Annotated in this window: 13 protein-coding genes and 1 pseudogene; 12 read left to right on the top strand and 2 right to left on the bottom strand. The window is 73.2% G+C overall.

Features of this window, described 5'->3' with window-relative positions; all coding sequences use genetic code 11:
* Nucleotides 1-3: 3 nt before the first annotated feature.
* Nucleotides 4-738: an RraA family protein gene (locus ACI79K_RS12180; RefSeq protein ID WP_456588381.1), complete on the top strand. Its 735-nt coding sequence runs from the start codon at nt 4-6 to the stop codon at nt 736-738.
* Nucleotides 731-1,948, top strand: coding sequence for a carboxylate--amine ligase (locus tag ACI79K_RS12175; protein ID WP_456599810.1), 1,218 nt, complete (start codon nt 731-733; stop codon nt 1,946-1,948). The genes ACI79K_RS12180 and ACI79K_RS12175 overlap by 8 nt, the downstream gene beginning before the upstream one ends.
* A 30-nt stretch (nt 1,949-1,978) precedes the next feature.
* On the opposite strand, the gene ACI79K_RS12170 is transcribed toward ACI79K_RS12175, so the two are convergent.
* Together ACI79K_RS12170 and ACI79K_RS12165 are read right to left on the bottom strand one after the other, a co-directional pair.
* Complete coding sequence (locus tag ACI79K_RS12170; RefSeq protein ID WP_456599809.1) at nt 1,979-3,157, bottom strand: hypothetical protein; 1,179 nt, start codon at nt 3,155-3,157, stop codon at nt 1,979-1,981.
* Nucleotides 3,154-4,602 (bottom strand): oligosaccharide flippase family protein, encoded by a 1,449-nt coding sequence (locus tag ACI79K_RS12165; protein ID WP_456599808.1) that lies wholly within the window; start codon nt 4,600-4,602, stop codon nt 3,154-3,156. Before ACI79K_RS12165 ends, ACI79K_RS12170 begins: the two co-directional genes overlap by 4 nt.
* 643 nt (nt 4,603-5,245) lie before the next feature.
* Between ACI79K_RS12165 and ACI79K_RS12160 the strand changes: the two genes are divergently transcribed.
* The 10 genes and pseudogenes from ACI79K_RS12160 to ACI79K_RS12115 all read left to right on the top strand — a co-directional run bounded on the left by ACI79K_RS12160 (nt 5,246) and on the right by ACI79K_RS12115 (nt 19,342).
* The gene (locus tag ACI79K_RS12160) at nt 5,246-6,709 is read left to right on the top strand and encodes a sugar transferase (protein WP_456599807.1); all 1,464 of its coding nucleotides are present in this window, start codon (nt 5,246-5,248) and stop codon (nt 6,707-6,709) included.
* A 168-nt stretch (nt 6,710-6,877) separates the two neighbouring features.
* A complete protein-coding gene (locus ACI79K_RS12155; RefSeq protein WP_456599806.1) occupies nt 6,878-8,107 on the top strand; it encodes a glycosyltransferase family 4 protein in 1,230 nt (409 codons plus the stop codon).
* 2 nt (nt 8,108-8,109) lie between these two features.
* Nucleotides 8,110-9,312: a glycosyltransferase gene (locus ACI79K_RS12150; RefSeq protein WP_456599805.1), complete on the top strand. Its 1,203-nt coding sequence runs from the start codon at nt 8,110-8,112 to the stop codon at nt 9,310-9,312.
* Nucleotides 9,309-10,253 carry a polysaccharide deacetylase family protein gene (locus ACI79K_RS12145; RefSeq protein WP_456599804.1) on the top strand — a complete coding sequence of 315 codons (945 nt, stop codon included), beginning with the start codon at nt 9,309-9,311 and terminating at the stop codon, nt 10,251-10,253. The genes ACI79K_RS12150 and ACI79K_RS12145 overlap by 4 nt, the downstream gene beginning before the upstream one ends.
* Before the next feature lie 471 nt (nt 10,254-10,724).
* Nucleotides 10,725-12,371 (top strand): malectin domain-containing carbohydrate-binding protein, encoded by a 1,647-nt coding sequence (locus ACI79K_RS12140; protein WP_456588389.1) that lies wholly within the window; start codon nt 10,725-10,727, stop codon nt 12,369-12,371.
* Nucleotides 12,372-12,702: 331 nt separating this feature from the next.
* Nucleotides 12,703-13,959: pseudogene (locus ACI79K_RS12135) on the top strand (IS110 family transposase).
* 178 nt (nt 13,960-14,137) lie between these two features.
* On the top strand, nt 14,138-15,238 hold the full coding sequence (locus ACI79K_RS12130; RefSeq protein WP_456588390.1) for a glycosyltransferase family 2 protein: 1,101 nt from the start codon (nt 14,138-14,140) through the stop codon (nt 15,236-15,238).
* A gap of 35 nt (nt 15,239-15,273) precedes the next feature.
* Nucleotides 15,274-16,245 carry a hypothetical protein gene (locus ACI79K_RS12125; protein WP_456588391.1) on the top strand — a complete coding sequence of 324 codons (972 nt, stop codon included), beginning with the start codon at nt 15,274-15,276 and terminating at the stop codon, nt 16,243-16,245.
* Nucleotides 16,246-16,493: 248 nt separating this feature from the next.
* The gene (locus tag ACI79K_RS12120; RefSeq protein ID WP_456599803.1) at nt 16,494-17,135 is read left to right on the top strand and encodes a hypothetical protein; all 642 of its coding nucleotides are present in this window, start codon (nt 16,494-16,496) and stop codon (nt 17,133-17,135) included.
* On the top strand, nt 17,132-19,342 hold the full coding sequence (locus ACI79K_RS12115) for an O-antigen ligase family protein (RefSeq protein ID WP_456599802.1): 2,211 nt from the start codon (nt 17,132-17,134) through the stop codon (nt 19,340-19,342). Before ACI79K_RS12120 ends, ACI79K_RS12115 begins: the two co-directional genes overlap by 4 nt.
* The last annotated feature ends 16 nt before the right edge of the window (nt 19,343-19,358 follow it).

Below are 19,358 nucleotides of genomic sequence, written 5' to 3'. Positions count from 1 at the left end.
CGGATGAGCTCTGGGAGTGCGCGCCCGCAGTCGGCGGAAATGACGCCGGGCCCGGGATTCCGGTACCGGCGCAACACGCGGCAGCCCTCGCCCGACCTGGTCCGGCGGCTGGGCGCGTTCGCGGGCGCCGACGTGTCCGACATGATGAACCGGCTCTACACGATGAACCCGTCGATCAAGCCGGTCACCCCGCGGGAGCTCCGCCTGGTCGGGCCGGCCTGCACGGTCAAGGTCTTCCCCGGCGACAACCTGATGGTGCACAAGAGCCTCGACCTGGCGAAGCCGGGCGACGTCCTGGTCATCGACGCCAGCAGCTCGATGATGACCGCCGTCATCGGTGACCTGGTCTCCACCAAGGCGCGGCACCGCGGCATCGCCGGCGTCGTCGTCGACGGCCTGGTCCGCGACCTCGACGGGATCCTGGCGCTCGGCGACTTCCCCGTCTTCGCCCGGGGGACGACCCCGCTGGGTCCGCTGCACCGCGGGCCCGGGGAGGTCAACTACCCGGTGAGCGTGGGGGGCATCGTGGTCAACCCCGGCGACGTCATCGTCGGGGACGCCGACGGCGTCGTGGTGGTTCCGCAGGACAGCTGCGAGGACCTGCTGCAGCGGCTGGACGCCCGGGCGGCCGCCGCCGCGGAGTACCAGAGCGCGGTGGCGCGGGGCGAGTTCTCCAACGCCTGGGTCGACACCATGCTCGACGCCGGCGGCCTCACCGCGGGGCCCGACCTTGGCTGACGCGCCGACCGCCCCCGCGATCATCCTCGGGGGTAGCTTCAACTCGCTGTCCGTAGCCCGCTCCCTGGGCCGCCAGGGCGTCCCCGTGCATGCGCTCGGGGACGGTGCCGGCGGCTCGCTGGTGCAGCGGTCCCGCTACCTGAGCAGCTACGTCCCGGTCACCTCCTCGGCCAGCGCCCCCGAGGAGTGGCAGCGGTGGCTGGAGACAGGGCCACGGGGCGGTGTCCTGCTGCCGTGCAGTGATGCGGCACTGGAGTTCCTCGCCCTGCACCGCGACGCGCTGACCGCCGACGGCTACTGCCCGGCCGCGGGAGCGGACGACGTCACGCTGGCCATGCTCGACAAGGAGCAGACCTACGCGCTGGCCCGGTCGGTCGGCGTGCCGGCGCCCCGGACGGCGGCCGTGCACACGCTGAACGAGCTGCGCGAGGCGGTCGCCGGCATGGAGTTTCCCCTGGCGCTCAAGCCCCGGCACTCCCATCTGTTCGCGCGGGCGTTCGGCACCAAGGCGATCGTCGCGGAGGACCGCGAGACCCTCGAGGCCGGCTTCCGGGCAACGCAGGAGCACGAGCTGGAGATGATCGTCACCGAGATCATCCCGGGGGACGACAGCCGCTACTGCTCCTACTACAGCTACCTGGACGACGACGGCACGCCGCTGTTCCACTTCACCAAGCGCAAGCCGCGCCAGAACCCGCCCGGGTTCGGCCTGGGCACCTTCCACATCACCGAGTGGGTGCCCGACGCCGCCGAGTTGGGCCTGAAGTTCTTCACCGGGATCGGCCTGCGGGGCATCGGCAACGTCGAGTTCAAGCGGGACAGCCGCACCGGGCAGCTGAAGATCATCGAATGCAACCCGCGCTTCACCGCGGCCGACAAGCTGGTGCAGCGCGCCGGGGTGGACATGGCGACGATCGCCTACCGCCGTGCCCTCAGTCTGCCGGTCACCCCGCCCGGCAGCTTTCGCAGCGGGGTGCGGCAGTGGCACCCGTTGGAGGACCTCCACGCCTTCCGCGCCTATCGCGCGAGCGGCGAGATGGGGACAGCGGAGTGGCTGGGCTCGCTGGCCCACCCCCGCACGCTCGGCCTGCCCATGCTCGACCTGGGGGACCCGGCACCCAGCGTCGAGTACACCGCGGGATTCCTGCGGCGTGCGGTCCGCGCGGTCGGCCGCCGCGTGGTGGCCCGGCTGCGCAACCGGGGGGGCTGACGCCGGAACGGGTTCCGGCGCCAGGTGGCGTCAGGTCGCCGGCATGGGGACCGGGAGCCGGTGGTCCCTGGTGGCCGGAGGTGCCGCGTTGCTCCCCGCAAGCAGTGTGGCGAGGATGTCCTCGGCCACCGGTCGGGCGGTCGAGCTGTCCCGGACGAGGTAGTGGTAGGTCAGCCCCGGCGTGCTGTTGACCTCGATGATGCCGCTGACCACGGGATCCCCGCCCGCCGACGGGAACTGCACGCTCAGCTCCACGCTGGCCAGCCGGAGGCCGAGGGCCCGGACGGCGGCCACGGCGTGGGCCGCGAGCTCGGGGTGTGGGTGCTCGCTCTCGCACTCGGCCGCCGAGCCGGCGTTGACCGCTCCCGCCACGACGACCGTGGCGTCCTTGACAGGCACCGATGCCGGGGTGAGGCCCTGCCGGTCCAGCGCCAGGCAGGCGTCGAATGTCAACCCGAGCAGGAGCAGCCCCTCCCGGCCCTCGGCCGCCAGCCTCCGGCGGTTCTCCGCCGCGATCAGCTCTGCCACGGTGGAGCGGCCGTCCCCGGTGACCGAGGGCCGGCGCCGCCGGACGCTGCCGATGACCTCGCCGTCCAGGACGAGGAGGCGGTGCTCGTTCCCGCTCAGCTGCCGCTCGATGACCAGCTCGGGGCAGTAGCGGACCGCCGCGAGCGCGGCGCGCGCCAGCTCGCCGACGGTGCGGACGTCACAGGTCACCCCCGCCCCGGCTCCCGTCCCGTAGGCCGGCTTCACCACGCAGGCCCCGTGCCGGCGGAGGAACCGGAATGCCGGCGCGGGGTCGGCCAGCGTGAACGACTCCTGGTCGGTCGTCGGCAGGCCCGCCTCGGAGAGGCGGGCGGCGGAAGCCACCCGGTCCCCGGCGAGTGCCAGCGTCACCGGGGAGTCCAGCTCCACCAGGTTCTCGCGGACCACGGTGACGGCGTCGTCGCACCGGATCGACATGAACCCCGACACCGACTCGGTCACCTCTGCGCCGGCCCGTGCGGCGGCGTCCAGCCACAGCCGGCGGTAGACGTCGGCGCGGGCGTCCTCGACGGCCTGCTCCGAGCCGGTGAGCTGCGTCCGGATCCGCCGCGAGTCACCCGCTCCGACCATGCCCCACATCGCGACGAACGGGGCCAGGAATCGGGCCGGGCGCCCGCCCCGTCCGGTCAGCCGCAGCGCCCTGGTGGCGATCCGCTCGTTCACGTCGCCGCCCTGGAGCGCCGCATCGCGGTCGCCAGGTGCTGGAGCTCTCGCAGGAATGGCCGGCAGAAGAGGAAGAGAGGCGTCATGGCGCCCAGGATGCCTGCGGGGACGGCCAGCAGGAGCGCTTCGACGCCTGGCTCGACGAGCAGTACCACCGGAAGCGCCCCCGCGGTGGCGCCGACCGCCGCGAGCAGCCCCGGCACCATGGCGCGCAGGCTCTCCACTGCCCGTACGTCGAGCAGCCGGTTGGCCACGGCCAGCCGGACGGCGGAGAACGCGACGCTCATGCCGAAGAGCGTGGCGGCCATCGCGGTGAGGCCGTGCGGGGCAGCCAGCGCCAGCCCGACCACCTTCACCACGACCATGGGGGCCACGATCTTGATCAGCAGGCCCGGGCGACCGACCGCCGGGAACACGTCGCCGGATGCATAGCCGATCGACGAGGCCGCCATGGACAACGCGACGAACAGCATCGGCCCCGCCGCCTGCTCCCACTGCCAGCCGAGCAGCGTCACCGTCAGGGGCAGCGACACGACGGCCATGCCCGCGCCTGCCGGGAAGGCGAACAGCGTGATCACCTGTAGCGCGCGCGTGGCCACCGCGCTCAGTTCGCTCGCCTCGGACGACCGGGCCCGGGAGTAGATGGAGAACGCGACGCTGGAGAAGATCCAGAACACGTTGGCGAGGACGATCTCGGGCACCCGGAAGGCAAGGGTGTAGATGCCGAGCGCGTACGTGCCCAGTTCGGCGCCGACGATGTAGTAGTCGGCGTTCTCGAGGACGGCGCCGAGGATCTTCAACGTCAGGACGGCCGAGCCGAACCCGAGCAACCTGCGGGCGACCCGCCGGTCGAGCGAGAACGTCGGCAGGAACCCGACCGCCCACCAGGTCAGCACCACACCGAGCGCCTCGCTGGCGAGGATGCCCGCCACCAGTGCCCACGGGCCGGCCCCGGCCATCGCCAGCGGGATGGACACCGCACCGCGGCCGAAGGCGCGGCAGACCTCGACCAGCGCCCGCCGCTTGAACAGCAGGTCCCGCCGGAGCACCGCGTCGGGCACCTGCACCAGGCCCCGGACCAGGAAGTAGAGGAAGAGGACGCGCAGGAGGTTCACGTCGTCCACGTCGAAGACGGCGGCGACCGCCGGCGCGGCCAGCACACCGACGGTCGTGCAGACCGCGGCAATGCCCAGGTTCAGGGTGAACGCGGTCTGGACGCGGGGGGTGATCCCGCGCTCCTGCTCGTACACCAGTGCGGAGCCGACTCCGAGGTCGAGGGCGACCTCGAGGAACGCCACGATCGCCAGTCCCACGGCCACGACGCCGAAGTCCTCGGGGACGAGCAACCGGGCCATCACCAGGGTCACGAGGAAGACGAGGAGCTTGCTCGCGGTGAAGGAGACCGCCGACCACAGGAAGCTCGACCCCGCGGTCCGGGCGTCCACCCGGGGGGACTCCTCCGGGCCGGCCTCGGGGGCCTCCACGGGGGCCGAGGCCTCGAGGGGGCCGTGCGAGCCGGTGGCCGGCTCGGATGACGCGCCTCTGGTCGGTCCGCCCATGTCTCCCGGTTTCTCGTCACTGGCATGCCGGAGCCGGTCGGTCGGCCCTCGCCCGCGGCCGCAGCGCCGGACCCGCACGGTTCTACCAGAGTGTGCGCTGGGCGAGGCCGGTCGCAGGCCCTTCTCGACCTTCCGGGTGACCTGGTCCCGACCCAGCGTCGGGCCACCCGTACGACGGTGACCTCGCACACGGAACGAGCGCGCCCGTTCTCGTAGCGCGATGAAACCCCGACGACCGGGTGAACTTCGGGTGCGCGGTGGCCGGGGTTGACGCGCGAGGCGCAACGTCTGACAACCTTCCGACGTCTGACTACCTTCCGCGATAGACCCGACCTATACGGCCGTCCACGTGCGCGAGCGGGGGAACTCGCGCACGACCGGTCGGGAACCGGTGACGGGCGGGGGCTCCACGGGCCGCGAGGTCCGGGAGCCACGGCGACCAGCATGGCTGACACGGGGAGAGGCGATCGCCCTGAGCGTGCGCGACGATGAACGAGCCGTCCGTCCTGCGCAGGCGGACCTGCGGTCCGTGCAGGGGCACGGTGCCGGCGAGGTTCCGGCCGGCGGGCATACCGCCGGCAGCGGGGGTGCGCGGCCTGGCTCCCGTGCGTGGCTCGGCCGGCGGCTCCTGGGCTCCGGGATCGGGCCGCTGCTGGCCGCGGCGGACCTGCTCGCCGTCGGCGCCGGGGTGATCGGGATCGAGGTCCTCAGCCGGCAGGTCGGCGTCGACTCCCCGCTGCGGAAGACGGTGGCCTTCGGCGCCATCCTGCTGCTGATGTTCGCGCTGGGCGGGCTCTACCGGTCCCGGCTGTCGCTGTCGGTCCTCGACGACCTCCCGGTCCTCGCGGGCCGCTGGCTCGCCGCCGTCGCCCTCGCCGTGCTGGGCCAGATCGCGTGGTCGCGCGCGGTCTGGCAGGACTACGTCATCGACTGGCAGTTCATGTGGGGGGCGGTCGCCGCGGGGGTGGCCGTCGTGCTCGCCCGGATCGGCAGCTACGGGGCGATCCGCTCACTGCGCGGGAGCGGCGCCGTGGCCCGGCCCACGCTGATCCTGGGAGCCGGCCGGGTCGGCAACCAGATCGCCGACATCCTGCGCGCGCACCCGGAGTACGGGCTGCGGCCGGTCGGGTTCCTCGACAAGGACCCCGTCGCGCACGGCAGTGCCGAGGTCCCGGTCCTGGGGGGCCCGAAGAACCTCACCGCCCTGCTCTCGCAGCACGATATCCGGGACGTCGTGGTCGCCTTCTCCTCGATGAAGGAGTCGGAGATGGTGTCCCTGATCCGCACCTGCGACCGGCTGAGCTGCGAGCTCTTCGTGGTGCCCCGGCTGTTCGAGCTGCACCAGGTGGACGGCGAGATGGACAACGCGTGGGGGTTGCCCCTGGTGCGGCTCCGCCGCGCGACCTACCGCAGCCGGGCCTGGCGGGTGAAGCGGTTCATCGACGTCGCCGTCTCCGGCGTGGGCCTGCTCCTCCTCGCCCCGGCGATGCTGCTGATCGCGCTCGCCGTCCGGGTGGACGGCGGTCCGGGAGTTCTCTTCCGGCAGGAGCGGGTCGGTGTCGACGGGCGGCACTTCGACGTGCTCAAGTTCCGTTCCCTGCGCCCGGCCGGAGAGAACGAGTCGGCGACGACGTGGAACATCGCCCACGACGACCGGCTCACCCCGCTCGGCCGATTCCTGCGCCGGGGCTCGCTCGACGAGCTCCCCCAGCTGATCAACATCCTGCGCGGGGACATGAGCCTGGTCGGCCCCCGTCCGGAGCGACCGCACTTCGTTCACCAGTTCCGTGACGCCTATCCCAGCTACGAGGCCCGGCACCGGGTCCCCTCCGGGCTCACCGGCTGGGCGCAGGTGCACGGGCTGCGCGGGGACACCTCCATCGCCGACCGCGCCCGGCTCGACAACTACTACATCGAGAACTGGTCGCTGTGGCTCGATATCAAGATCATGCTGCGCACGGTGGGCTCGATGCTGCGCGGTGCCGGCAGCTGATCGGGGCGGCGCGCCGGCCGGGTGTCCACGATCCGGTGAGCAAGCTGCCACGCGCACGGAGACCCTGACAAGATCGACGTACCACTAGCCTGGTCGGCGCCGGAGCCGGAGGACCGCGCCCGGAGCGGAAGCGGACGGGCGCCCCGGCGCGGAGGAGGGTGCACGGCCATGACCGGCCTGAAGGTGACGCTCGTCGAGTTCAGCCCCTCGGGCGGGCTGTTCCAGTTCGCCGTCCAGCTCGGGGAGGCGCTGGCCGACCGCGGCCACGACGTCGAACTGCTCACCGGGCCGGATCCGGAGCTCCCGTCGCGTCATCCGGGGCTGCGCGTCGTCCCCGGCCTGCCGACGTGGCACGCCGCCGAGGGTGCCAGCGACCCGCCGCTGCGGCGGCGGCTGCGCCGTGTCGTGCGGGCGGGCAAGTACCACCTCGCCTGGGTCGCGCTCCTCCGCCACGTGGCCCGCACCCGCCCGGACGTCGTCCAGTTCTCCGGGGGGCGGTTCCCCGTCGACGGCGCCGCCATCGCCTGGCTGGCCCGCCGGCGCCGGAACGGCCGGCCCCTGCTGGTCACGCTGGCCCACTCACCCCTGCCGTTCAACGAGCAGAAGCCCAACGGAGAGGTGCTGCGTGCCAACAAGCTGCTCAACGCCTCGTTCGGGCTGGGCTACCGCAGCGTGGACGCGCTGATCGTGCTCGGCGAGCAGTCGGCGGCGGACCTGCGCTCGGGGTGGCCCGAGGTCGGGGAGATCTCGGTGATCCCGCACGGTGACGAGGGGGTCTTCGTGCGGGAGGCCCCCGGGCCCGCCGGCGCCACGGACCCCGTCGTCCTCTTCTTCGGCACCATGCAGGCCTACAAGGGCCTGGACCTCCTGCTGGAGGCGTTCGAGCGCATCCGCGCCCAGCGGCCCGAGGCGAAGCTCGTCATCGCCGGGGCGCCGTCGGGGGATACCGACCTCGGGGGGCTCCGGCGCACCGCCGCACGGATCGGCGGGGTGGAGGTGCGGGCCGCGTACATCCCGATGGAGGACGTCCCAGCGCTGTTCGAGCAGGCGCGCGTCGTGGTGGCGCCGTACCGGTACGCCAACGCCAGCGGCGTCGTGGAACTGGCTCGCACGTTCCGCCGGGCGGTCGTCGGCACCGCGGTGGGTGACCTGCCTGCGGTCATCGATCACGACGAGACGGGTCTGCTCGTCCCGCCCGGTGACGTCGAGGGGCTGGCCGCCGGACTGCTGCGCCTGCTCGACGACTCCACGGCCGCCGAGCGCATGGGCGACGCCGCGCAGGAGCGGTCGGCGAAGGGGGCGTCATGGTCGACGGTCGCCGAGCGCACCGAGCAGGTCTACCGACGGGCGCTGGACCGGACCGCCTCGGGGGCGGGCGAGGGGGCTCCCAGGCCGTGAAGGTGCTCGTCGTCATTGACTCGTTGAACTTCGGTGGCGCGGAGAACGTGCTGGTGACGCTCGCCGCGGAGGCGCCGCGCCTGGGCCTGGAGCTCCAGGTCCTGTCTCTCGCCCCGCCCACCCGTGGCCGGGCCGCCTGGCTACCCCGGCTGCGGGCCGCCGGCCTGGAGCCGCGCTTCGTCGGCGTCGACCGCCTCGCCGAACCGGGGGCGGTGCCCCGCTTGGCGCGGGCGATCCGCGACTCCGGCTGCGAGGTGGTGCACGCCCATCTGGAGGACGCCAGCACGCTGGCGCCGATCGCGGGCCTGCTGGCCCGCCGCCCAGTGCTCTGCACCCTCCACCACGTGCCCGTCCCGCTCAGTGGCCGGGAGGCGCTGCGCGAGCGGCTGGCGGTCTCGGTGAGCGGACGCTCGTCCGGCTTGCTTCTGGTCTCGCAGGCCTCGCATGACGGGTTCGCCGCCCGGTACCCCCGTAGCTTCCGCCCGGCCCGCTGGCGGGTCGTGCACAACGGCGTGGACATCGAACGGTTCCGCCCGTTGGGGACGGGCGAGGCGCCGGAGCTGCCCACGGAGCTGGGCATCCCGGCCGGGGTTCCGGTCGTCGCGCTCGTTGGCCACATGCGGATCGGGAAGGGGCAGGACGTCGCCGTGCGCGCCTGGCCCGAGGTGGTGGCAGCGGTCCCCGACGCCAGGCTGCTGCTGATCGGCAACGGGCCGCTGGAGGACGATCTTCGGCAGACCGCTGCCCGCCTGGGGGTGGCCGACCGCGTGGTCTTCGCCGGAGCGCGTGACGATGTGCACGAACTCCTGCCGCGGACGTCGCTGGTCGTGCTGCCCACGCGCATGGAGGCGCTCCCCACTGCGTTGCTCGAGGCGGCCGCCGCAGGTGTGCCGAGCGTGGCGACCGACGTGGGTGGGGTGCCGGAGGTGGTCGTCGACGGGGAGACCGGCTGGCTCGTCGACGCGCCGGAGCCCGTCCTGTTCGCAGCCGCGCTGCGCGCGGCGCTGACCGACCCCGCCGAGCGTCGGCGGCGCGCCGTCCTCGCGCGCGAGCGGGCGGAGCGGCACTTCGGCGCGGGCACGTGGGCGGAACGTCTGGTGGAGTGCTACGCGACGGTGGCGCAGGGGCGGCCCGTCGGGGAGGCGGACCTGGACTTCGGTCCCGCGACAGCCCCCTCCCGGCACGGACGGGAAGGTGCGGCGTGAGCCACCGGCTGCTGGTTCTCGGCTACCACAACATCGAACCCACCTGGGCGTTCTCGGGCACGTCGCCGGAAGCCGGTCGGCGTGGGTTCGAGCGCCAGGTGCGCTTCCTCCGCCGCTGGGCCAACGTCGTGCCCCTGCGGCCGGCGCTCGACGACCTCGCCGCCGGCCGCTCGCTCCCGCCCCGGGCCGTCGCGCTTACGTTCGACGACGGATACCTGGACAACGTCACGGTGGCCGCGCCGGTGCTGCGGTCCGCCGGGTTGCCGGCCAGCTTCTTCCTCGTGCCCGGCTTCCTGTCGGGGGTGCGGTCGGCGTGGTGGGAGCAGCTCGGCTGGGCGTTCGTCCACGCCACCGCCCGCAGTCTCAGCTGGGCCGGGCAGGAGTACGACACCTCACGGCCGGCGGCCCGGGAGTCGACTTTGGCCGCGGTCTCCGACGGCCTGAAACTGGTCGACAGCGACGCCCGGGAGGAGGCGGTGGCCGAGATTCGCGGCCGGCTGGCTCCGGACGGCCCAGAGCTCGGGCGCATGTTCATGGACTGGGACGAGGCCGGTGAGCTGCTGCGGCTCGGTCACGAGATCGAGTCGCACACCTGCGGGCACCCTATCCTCAGCCGAGAGGCGCCGGCCGCCCAGTCCCGGGAGCTCGGGGACTCCCGCCAGCAGCTCGCCTCGTACTTCGACAGGCCGGTCGACGTGTTGGCCTTTCCCAACGGTCGCGCCCAGGACTACACCGACGACACACTGCGGATCGCGCGCGAGGCCGGCTACGCCTACGCGCTGACGACGCAGACGGCGGTCGCCGGTTCCGGCACCTCGCCGTACGAGGTGCCCCGTGTCCTGGTCGACGCCGAGACCGACCTCCGTGAGGTGCTGCGCAAGGGTGCCCGGGTGGGTGCTCGGCTGGCGCGGCGCGTCCTCTCCCGGTCCTCGGGGGCCTGACCTCCGCACGTGCAGCAACTGGCCGCCGACCGATCCCGGTCGGCGGCCAGTTGCTGCGCGCCCCTCGGCAGACCGCGGCGGAACTCAAGGCGAGCGCTCACGAAAATCACCCGAAAGCTTGACAGCCCGTGATCAGTCCGTAACCTTACGTCCGCCTGAATAGCTCAATGTGTTCGGGCAATGACAGTAAGTCAGTCAGTTGCCCGGGCAGCCGGTCCGGACGGTGGCTGCTGCGGCAGGAGGCCCGGCGCCTCCCCGTCTTCCCCTCCGGCGCGTGTCGGCGTGCCCGCCCCTGGCTGAGCCATGCCCGGGCGCGGCTCGTCGGCCGTTCGCCGGTACGCACCGAACCACCACGAGGAACCACACATGTCGCGTCACGCACGGCCTCTCCGGATGCCGCTCACCCGCCGGCTCATGAGGCGGGGGACCACCCCGATCCTCGGCCTCGCTGCGCTCACCCTCGCCACTGTCGTGGCCCCCGTCTCTAGCGAGTTGCTGACCGCGGGCTCGGCCCAGTGCCCGTCAGGGACCACGAACAGCAGCCCGGTGGCGCGGGTCAATCTCGGCGGCCCGGCGATCACGGCGGGAGGCCGGGCGTGGTCGGCCGACCCGGCGGTCGCGCCGGAGAGTGCGTCCCTCATCGCGGACACCGTGGACATCCGGGGCACCCGCGCCGACGTTCTCTACCGCAGCGCCTTCACCGGTGAATTCAACTACACCGTGGCGGTCCCGGAGTCGGGCACCTACGTGACCCGGTTGCACCTTGCAGAGCCCGCCTCGGGTGCCGACGGGCGCGTGGCCGCGCGTGGCAGTCGCGTCTTCTCGGTCAACCTCGAGGCCGGCCGTGCGGAGCTCCGCCGGGTCGACATCGTGGCCTCCGCCCGCGGGTCGCAGCGGGCCGTGGTCAAGACGGCGAAGGCCCGGGTCACCGACGGTCAGCTGACCATCGAGGGCCGGGGTATCGTGGGCACCCCGCTGATCAGCGGTATCGAGGTGCTCCGGCAGCACCCGCGCGGCACCTGCATGCCCGTCGCCGCGACGGCTCCGGCGCCCGAGCAGTCGCCCAGCGCCGAGCAGACCGCCGAGGCGCAGTCGGCCCCGGAAGCCACCACCGCTCCTGCGGCGACGACGGAGCCGGAGGCCGGTGAGCAGTTGCCGTCCGCCTCGGCCGAGGCGAAGATCCCGGCCCCGGCCGAGACGCCGGCACCGTCCGCCGGGGCGCAGTCGGCCGGGCCTGCAGCGGCGGCGCCTGCCAGCGCCGCCATCGGTGCGCTCACCGCCACCAGCGGGCGCCCGTTCTCGGCCAGCAGTGCCTACAACACCCCCATCCCCGCCAACCCCTCCCTGGACCCAGGGAGCGCCGCGATGATCCGCAGTGTCACGGCGAGCAACCGGGCCACCGCCAACCTGTACGCCTACGGCGACCCGGTGTTCACGGCGGACGCCGGCAGCCCGACGGCCACCGTGGATTGCACCGAGAACTGGGGGAGCTGCGACCTGGAGGGGCGGCCGATCCGCATCCCGGCCGACGCCCAGCCCACCAGCGGGTCGGACGGGCGCATGATCATCGTGGACATCGCCGCGGGCACCTCCTGCGACTTCTGGCAGGCTCGCAAGGCCGGTCCCGGCCAATGGACCGTTGGCTGGGGCACGTGCGCCCCGCTCACCGGCGACGGCCGCGGCCCCAACGGCGGTGCCACCGGGGGTGGCATCAACACGCTGGCCGGGGTGGTCCGCACCTTCGAGATGCGCAACCTGAACATCCCGCACGCGATCTCGATCGCCACGAACAACTCCTGCGCCGGCGTGTTCCGCGCCCCGGCGACGAAGACGGACGGGCAGTCGTCCCGGTCCGACTGCATCCCCGAGGGTGCCCGGCTCCAGCTCGACCCCTCGATCGACGTCGACGCCATCCCCGGCATCACGCCGGGGGAGCGCGCGGTGGCCAAGGCGTTGCAGACCTACGGGGCGATCAACCGGGACAACTGCGGGGCCAACATCTGCGTGGCCTTCGAGGCGCCCATCGGGGAGGCTGACCCCTACCCGGCGGTCGGGTTCACCGGCGACTACTACTCGATGCCGCACATTCCGTGGAACCGGATGCGTGTGGTCCGGTAGCACTCGCCCGTCGGCTCACGAGGCCGGACCGGTGCCGCACGGCGCCGGTCCGGCCTCGTCCGTGTGCCGGGACCGACACGACTAATGGGGCTTACCGAGCCCGCTGCTGTCTGGCAGGTTCGGCGCCGGTAGCGGCCGGTGGGGCAGCACTTGCAACGACTGGAACGGTTTGGATTTCTAGCGTCAGATCGTGCACGCACCGGTCGTGAGGGGGCCTGACCGCTGATGGGATGACGTGCCCCGGGTCGTCCGGTGAGCGCTGGACCATTAGTCCGCTGGCTGTCTCCCTCCACGCTGCCGACCGCAGGAACTCAGGCAAAGGAGGGCACGGATGCTGGTCGTGGGCGATGACTGGGCCGAGGGCCACCACGACATCGAGGTGCAAGACGAGCAGGGGCGCCGGCTGGCGCGGGCCCGGCTGCCCGAGGGCATCGCTGGGCCGACCCGGCTGCACGAGCTGCTCGCCGAGCACCTCGCCGAGGACGACGTCGACCCCGACACCGGGTTCGTCGTGCACAACGTCGTTGTCGGGATCGAGACCGACCGCGGGACCCGGGTCTCGGCGCTGGTCGCGGCCGGCTACGAGGTGTTCCCGCTCAATCCGGTGCAGGTGGCCCGCCATCGGGAGCGACACGGCAGCTCGGGCGCGAAGTCCCACCGCGGGATGCGCACATGCTGGCCGCGATCGTCCGCCTGGATCGGGCCCACCACCGGCCTATGGCCGGGCACAGCCCCGAAGTCGAGGGCTCAAGCTGGTCGCCCGCTCGCGTCAGGCGTTCATCTGGGACCGCACCCGCCACTTTCAGCGGCTGCGCAGCGCGCTGCGCGATCTCTTTCCCGCCGCGCTCGAGGCCTTTCCCGACCTGATGGCCTCTGAGGCGCTCGAGCTGCTCGAGCGAGCTCCGGACCCGGCGCGGGCGGCACGGCTGTCGAGGTCGAAGATCACCGCGGCACTGCCCCGCGCCCACCGGCGCGACCCGGAGACCCGGGCCGAGGTCATCCAGGCAGTGCTCCGCGTGCCCGCGCTTCGCCAGGCCCCGCCCATCGAGGCCGCCTACGCGGTCATCGTGGCCAGCGCGGTCTAGCTGAACACGCAGATCGCCGAGCTGCAGGCGGTGGTGGCCGAGGGTTTTGGCCGACACCCGGACACTGACATCGTGACCAGCCAGCCAGCCAGCCAGCCAGCCAGCCAGCCAGCCAGCCCGGGCTGGGACCGGTCCTCGGCGCCCGGGTGCTCGCCGACTTCGGCGACGACCACACCCCCTACGCCGACGCCAACGCCCGCAAGAACTACGCCGGCACCTCACCGAGCACCCGCGCCTCCGGCACCCGCCACGTGGTGCTGGCCCGCTACGCCCGCAACAACCACCTCGCCGACGCCACCCACCGATGGGCCTTCTGCGCGCTCACCGCCTCACCCGGCGCCCGCGCCTACGACGACACCATCCGCGCCCGCGGAGTCGGACACCACGCCCCCCTCCGCCAGCTGGGCAACCGCCTCGTCGGCCTCCTGCACGGCTGCCTCAAGAGCCGAACCCTCTACCGCGAGGAAGCTGCCTGGCCTCAACTCACCGCTAACGCGGCTTGACGTCCCACACCATGGGATGTCGTAATCGGGCTTATCGAGCCCGCTGCTGTCTGGCAGGTGCGGCCCAGTGGTGGTGTTCCAGCGTGCGGAACTCCACACCCGGTCGACACGTTACCGTGGGTGACACAACCGGCTGGCGCCTCGGTCGCCGCTCGGCTCGCCTACCTGCGGGAAGTCCATGCCTACCCCCACCATCAGCGTCGTCGTCATCAGCTACAACTACGCCGAGTACCTGCCGGCGGCGATCGATAGCGCACTTGCGCAGACCTATCCCGTGGACGTGCTGGTGGTCGACGACGGCTCCACCGACGGGTCGCGGGAGATCATCGAGGGGTATGGTGACCGGCTGCGGTCGATCTTCAAGCCCAACGGCGGCAACTCCTCGGTCATGAACACCGCCGTGCCGGCGACCTCTGGCGAGGTGGTGATGTTCCTCGACGCCGACGACCTGCTCGATCCCGAGGCGGCCGCGGCCGTCGCCGAGGCCTGGACGGACGACTGCAGCAAGGTGCAGTTCCGGTTGTCGCTGATCGACGGTGACGGCCAGCGTCGGGGTGTCGACCCACCGGCCGACGTCCCCATGCCGACCGGCGACGTGGTGCCGGAACTGGTGGCCACGGGCCACTACGTGACGCCCGTGACGACCGGCAACGCCTTCCGGCGGGTGGTGCTGGAGAAGGTGCTGCCCATCCCGGAGGCCGACTTCAGGAACACGAACGACGGTTACCTCAACCTGGCCAGCGTCTTCGAGGGGCCGGTCGTGTCGGTCGACCGTGAGCTCGGCTCCTACCGGTTGCACGGCGGGAACCTGTGGGCCTACTCCGGCGAGGTCGATCTCGCCGGCATCCGGCAGCGGATCTCCTACGACCTCACCCGGCAGCGCTACCTCGAGCGCATCGCCGCCGAGCACGGCCGCGCGGCCGGTGTCGACCTCCCCCTCCGCAATCCCGAGCACGTGCTGCAGCGCCTGCTGTCGCTTCGTCTCGACCCGGCCGGCCACCCGGGGCCCGCCGGCGAGTGCGTGGGGCACCTGCTGCGCGCCGGCATCGGCGGCGTCCTGCGCCCCGGCCCGGACGTCGACACCGTCCAGCGCGCCACGCTGGCAGTGGGGCTGCCGCTGGCCGCCGTCCTGCCGGCCCGCCTCCTGCAGCGCCTCGCGGAGGCGCTGCTAGCCAGCCGTCCGCGGGGCCCGCTGCTGCGTGCCGCGGGGCGGGTCGTGCGGCAGCTGTCCCGGGCCCTGGCGCGGCTGAGGTCTCGGCCACCGGAGGGGCGGGTATGAACCGTCGTCGCCCCGCGCGCGCCCCCCGGTGCCGGATGACCCACCGAGTCGCCGGTGCGCTCGCCCTCGCGCTCCTCGTCCTCGCCGCGGCCTGCTCGTCGCCCAGCGAGCCGGACGACGCCGGCCCGGACGAGCTGACCGGGCAGCTGTTCGGCGAGGACAGCCCGTGGAACACCCCCGTCCCCGACGACCCGGCCCTCGACGAGGACAGCGAGGAGATGATCGCCGCGCTGGTGGAGGACGGCGGCGCGGTCGCACTCCTCGACGAGTACGCCGTCCCGGTCTACGAGGCCACCGAGGACACCCCGTTCGTGGAGGTCCGCTGCACGCAGGACTGGGGTGACTGCCCGCTGGAGGACCAGCCGGTGCCCATCCCGGCGGACGCGGAGGCGAGCTCGGGCAGCGACGGAGCCATGGTGGTGATCGACCACGAGGCGGGCCGGGTGTACGACTTCTGGCAGGCGGAGCGTGCCGATGACGGGGCGTGGACGGCATCCTGGGGCACCCACGCGTCGCTGGACGGCGACGGGATCGGGGGGGAGTCCGGCGGTGCGGCCGGCGGATCGACCGGTGCCGGGATCAATCTGCTCGCCGGGCTGGTCCGCCTCGAGGAGATCCGCGAGGGCGAGATCGCGCACGCCCTGGCTTTCGCCTCCGACCTGAGCTGCCCGGGCGAGTACCGCTACCCGGCGACCAAGACCGACGGGCACGCCGAGAGCGGCACCTGCCTTCCGCAGGGGGCGCGGCTGCAGCTGGACCCCTCCATCGACGTCGAGTCGATCCCCGGGATCACCGCCGGAGAGGTCGCGGTGGCCAAGGCGCTGCAGACCTACGGTGGCTACCTGCGCGACAGCTCCGAGGCGGCCCTGGCAGTGGCCTTCGAGCGGGCGCCCGAGGGCGAGGAGGCTTACGCGGAGATCGCCGAGTTCCCCTGGGACTTTTACCGCATGGCGCACATCCCCTGGGACCGCCTGCGGGTGCTGGAGACCTGGGACGGGACGCAGTGACCGATCGCGCATGCGAGGGACGCGCGGCTACCCGATCAGGTGACTGCAGGACATGAGAACTTCTCGCGTGGGCCGGCGCACCGAGTTGTGCGGACTCGGCGGTTAGCCTGAGCCCTGTGACGTCTACCCACCTGCCGTCGTCCGGAAGTCGCGCCCCCCGGCCCCGCCGCTGGGTCGCGATACTGACTGGGCTAGTCGTCGCCGCGCTCGTCGGACTCGCGGGAGCCGCCTTCTGGCAGGCCCGCCCGGTGGAGTATCGGGCGACCACCACCCTCGTCGTCCTCCCGGCGCCCGGCGCCGACGAGGCCGCCGCCTACTACGACACCCTCAGCCGTGGCCAGGTCGCCACCACGTTCGCCGAGATCCTGGCGCTGCGGGCCGACCCGGAGGCCGCGACCGAGGGCGCCGTGGAGGCCGGAGTGTCCGTCGAGGTCGTCCCCGACACGTCGCTGATCCAGGTGGCCGTCACCTCCGAGGACGCCGCAGCCGCCGAGACCGGCGCGGATGCGGTGCTCGGCCAAGTGGAGCCCTACTTCGGCCAGCTGGGGGCCCCGTACGAGGTTTCCGTGGTGGACGAGGCGGACGGCTCCGCCGAGCGCATCGGCTTCTCGCCCGGCGTGCTCGCCGCCGTGGTCGGCGCCGTCGCCGTCATCGCCGGGCTGGCCGCGTACCTGGCGATCCGCTCGCTGCAAAACGCCCGTCGGCGCACCGTGCCGATGGGCTCGCTGCCGCCCGTCCCGGCCACCGTCGACGGCCACGCGGACGGTACCCGGTCCCTGCGCACCGACGGACCGCCCACGGAGACCGCCGAGCCGGTGCAGGCCGACGGCGCAGGGGTCTCCGAGGCGCGGAAGATGGACGACCCGTTGACCGCTCCCTCGGTTCGGTGAGCTCGGCCACCCGCCTCCCGGAGACAGCTCCGCGGGTGCAGCCGGCCTCCTCGCCGGTCCGCACCGGCCTGCTGTCCACGGCCCTCGCCCTGGGCTGCGTCGTACTGGGCGTGGCCGTGCTCGTCGCGACGGCGCTGGTGGGGTTGCCGCTGACGGCCCCGGTGGTGGCGGCAGGCATGTTCGCCGTGCCGTTCCTGCTCGTCCGCCCGGTGCCGTTCCTCGTGTTCGTCACGGTGGCGGAGTTCGCCAACCTCTCCGGGGTCGCGGCGGCCAACGGGATCCCGCGGCTCGAGACGCTCCTCCTCGGCGCGGCTCTCGTCGCCGCCGGGCTGGCCTACACGCGCGGACAGCTCCGGCCGGGCTGGTCCGCCCTCGCCGCCGCAGCGGTGCTCTACCTGGTCGTCCAGACCCTCTCCGCGCTCACCGGCCAGGACGTGCCCGCGGATGCGTCCCCCATCGCCGACGCGGCAGTCGGGCTCTCCGCCGTCGCCGAGCAGGCCAAGGCGTTGCTGTGGCCACTGGCCGTCGGCGCCCTCCTGCTGGTCCCGGGCCACGCTCCCCGGCGGATGGCCCAGGCCATCGCGCTGACGCTGGCGGTCCTGTCCGGGCTCACCGCCATCCAGGAGTTCGTGATCGGCAACGACATGACCTTCGCCGGGCTCGCCAACGTGCCCTTGATGGCCGACCTAGGCGGTGCCACGGCCCGGCACGCGGGGCCGCAGGCGGACGCCAACTTTTGGGGCCGCGTGCTCGTGCTCGGGCTGCCCTTCGCGCTGTCGGTGGCGCAGCTGGCGACGACCTGGCCGCGCCGGGCCGGGTGGCTCCTCGCCGCGGGGTCGATCCTGCTGGGGATCGTGCTCACCGGCTCGCGGGGTGCTCTGCTCGCGGCTTTCCTGGTCACCTGCCTCTGGGCGGTGCTGGCCGGTGGCCGGATCGCGAAGACCGTGCTGCTGGCCCCCCTGGCCGCCGGCATGGCCCTCTTCGTGCCCGGCATCGGGAGCCGGCTGCTCACCCTGGGTGCGATCGGCGCCGGTTCGGGCCTGGAGGTCGCCGACCCCTCGCTCGAGGGGCGCGTGGCCGCGCAGCGCGTGGCACTGGAGATGATCGTCGACCACCCGGTGCTGGGGGTGGGGCCGGGGAACTTCCTGGCCGTGGAGCCGGAGTACCTGCGGCGGCTCGCCCTGGACAGCCCGCCGTTGGCCCCCCACAACCAGTACCTGGAGGCGGCGGCCGAAGGCGGGTTGCTGGGCCTGACGGCCTGGCTGTTGCTCATCGGGACCGCCGCGTTCGTGGCCGTGCGCGCGCGCTTGGTGGCCCGTCGGGGCGGCCCGACCGTGCAGGCCGCGGCGCCCGTCCCGCTGTCGAACGCGGTCCTAGCCGCGCTGGCCGGGTGGGCCGTCGCCAGCCTCTTCCTCCACCTGGCCACCTTCCGCACGTTCCTGTTCGTCGCGGCGCTCGGAGCGGCGCTCGACATCCGGGCGCGCCGCGAGGTGGACCGGCAACGCGGAGCGGAGCCGGGCGGTTGGATCGCCGCGGAACCTGCTGGGGGGGAGCCGTTCTCGAAGTGGCTCCGCGCCGGCCTGCGGGCCTCCATGGCCGTCGTCGTCCTCGGGCTGCTGGTGCTGGCGGCGGCGCTCTGGACGCTGCCCGGGCGGCAGACCCCCATGTGGACGGCGACCTCGAGCATGCAGCTCGTGGTCCGTTACGAGCTGGGGTCGGAGTCCCCCTCCTACGACCTGGACACGTTGAGCCGCACCGGCCTGGTCCGGACGCTCGCCGGGATCGCCACAAACCCGCGGTTTGTGGAGGAAGGCCTGCGGGCGAACGGGAGCCGGCCCGAGGACGTCGACGTCGAGGTGAACGGGTCGGTCCGCTCGGCCCTTGTCGTGGTCAGGGCGCGAGCCGAGGATCCGCAGGAGGCCTCCGAGGTGGCGCTTGCCGTGCGGACCGCGGCGGTCGACGCGCTCAACGAGTTCAGCCCGCTGTACGGGGCGCTCGGCCTCCCCGGAGCACCGATCCTCTCGCCGCCGGAGGAGCCGCTGGACCGGCGGGTGGCGTTCATCCCCCTGGCGCTCGCCGTGGTCGGCGGTGGCGTCCCGGTCGCCGGCTTCGTCTCCGACTCGCGGCACCGCAGGCGCGACCGACGGACGTCATCCCCCGACCCGGCTCCTGCGCAGGAGCTCACCGGGGCGGGCGTGCCGCGGTGATCGCTGGCCGGTGAGC

The organism is Blastococcus sp. SYSU DS0616 (assembly GCF_054051015.1).
This window is presented reverse-complemented; position numbering and strand designations above follow the sequence as displayed.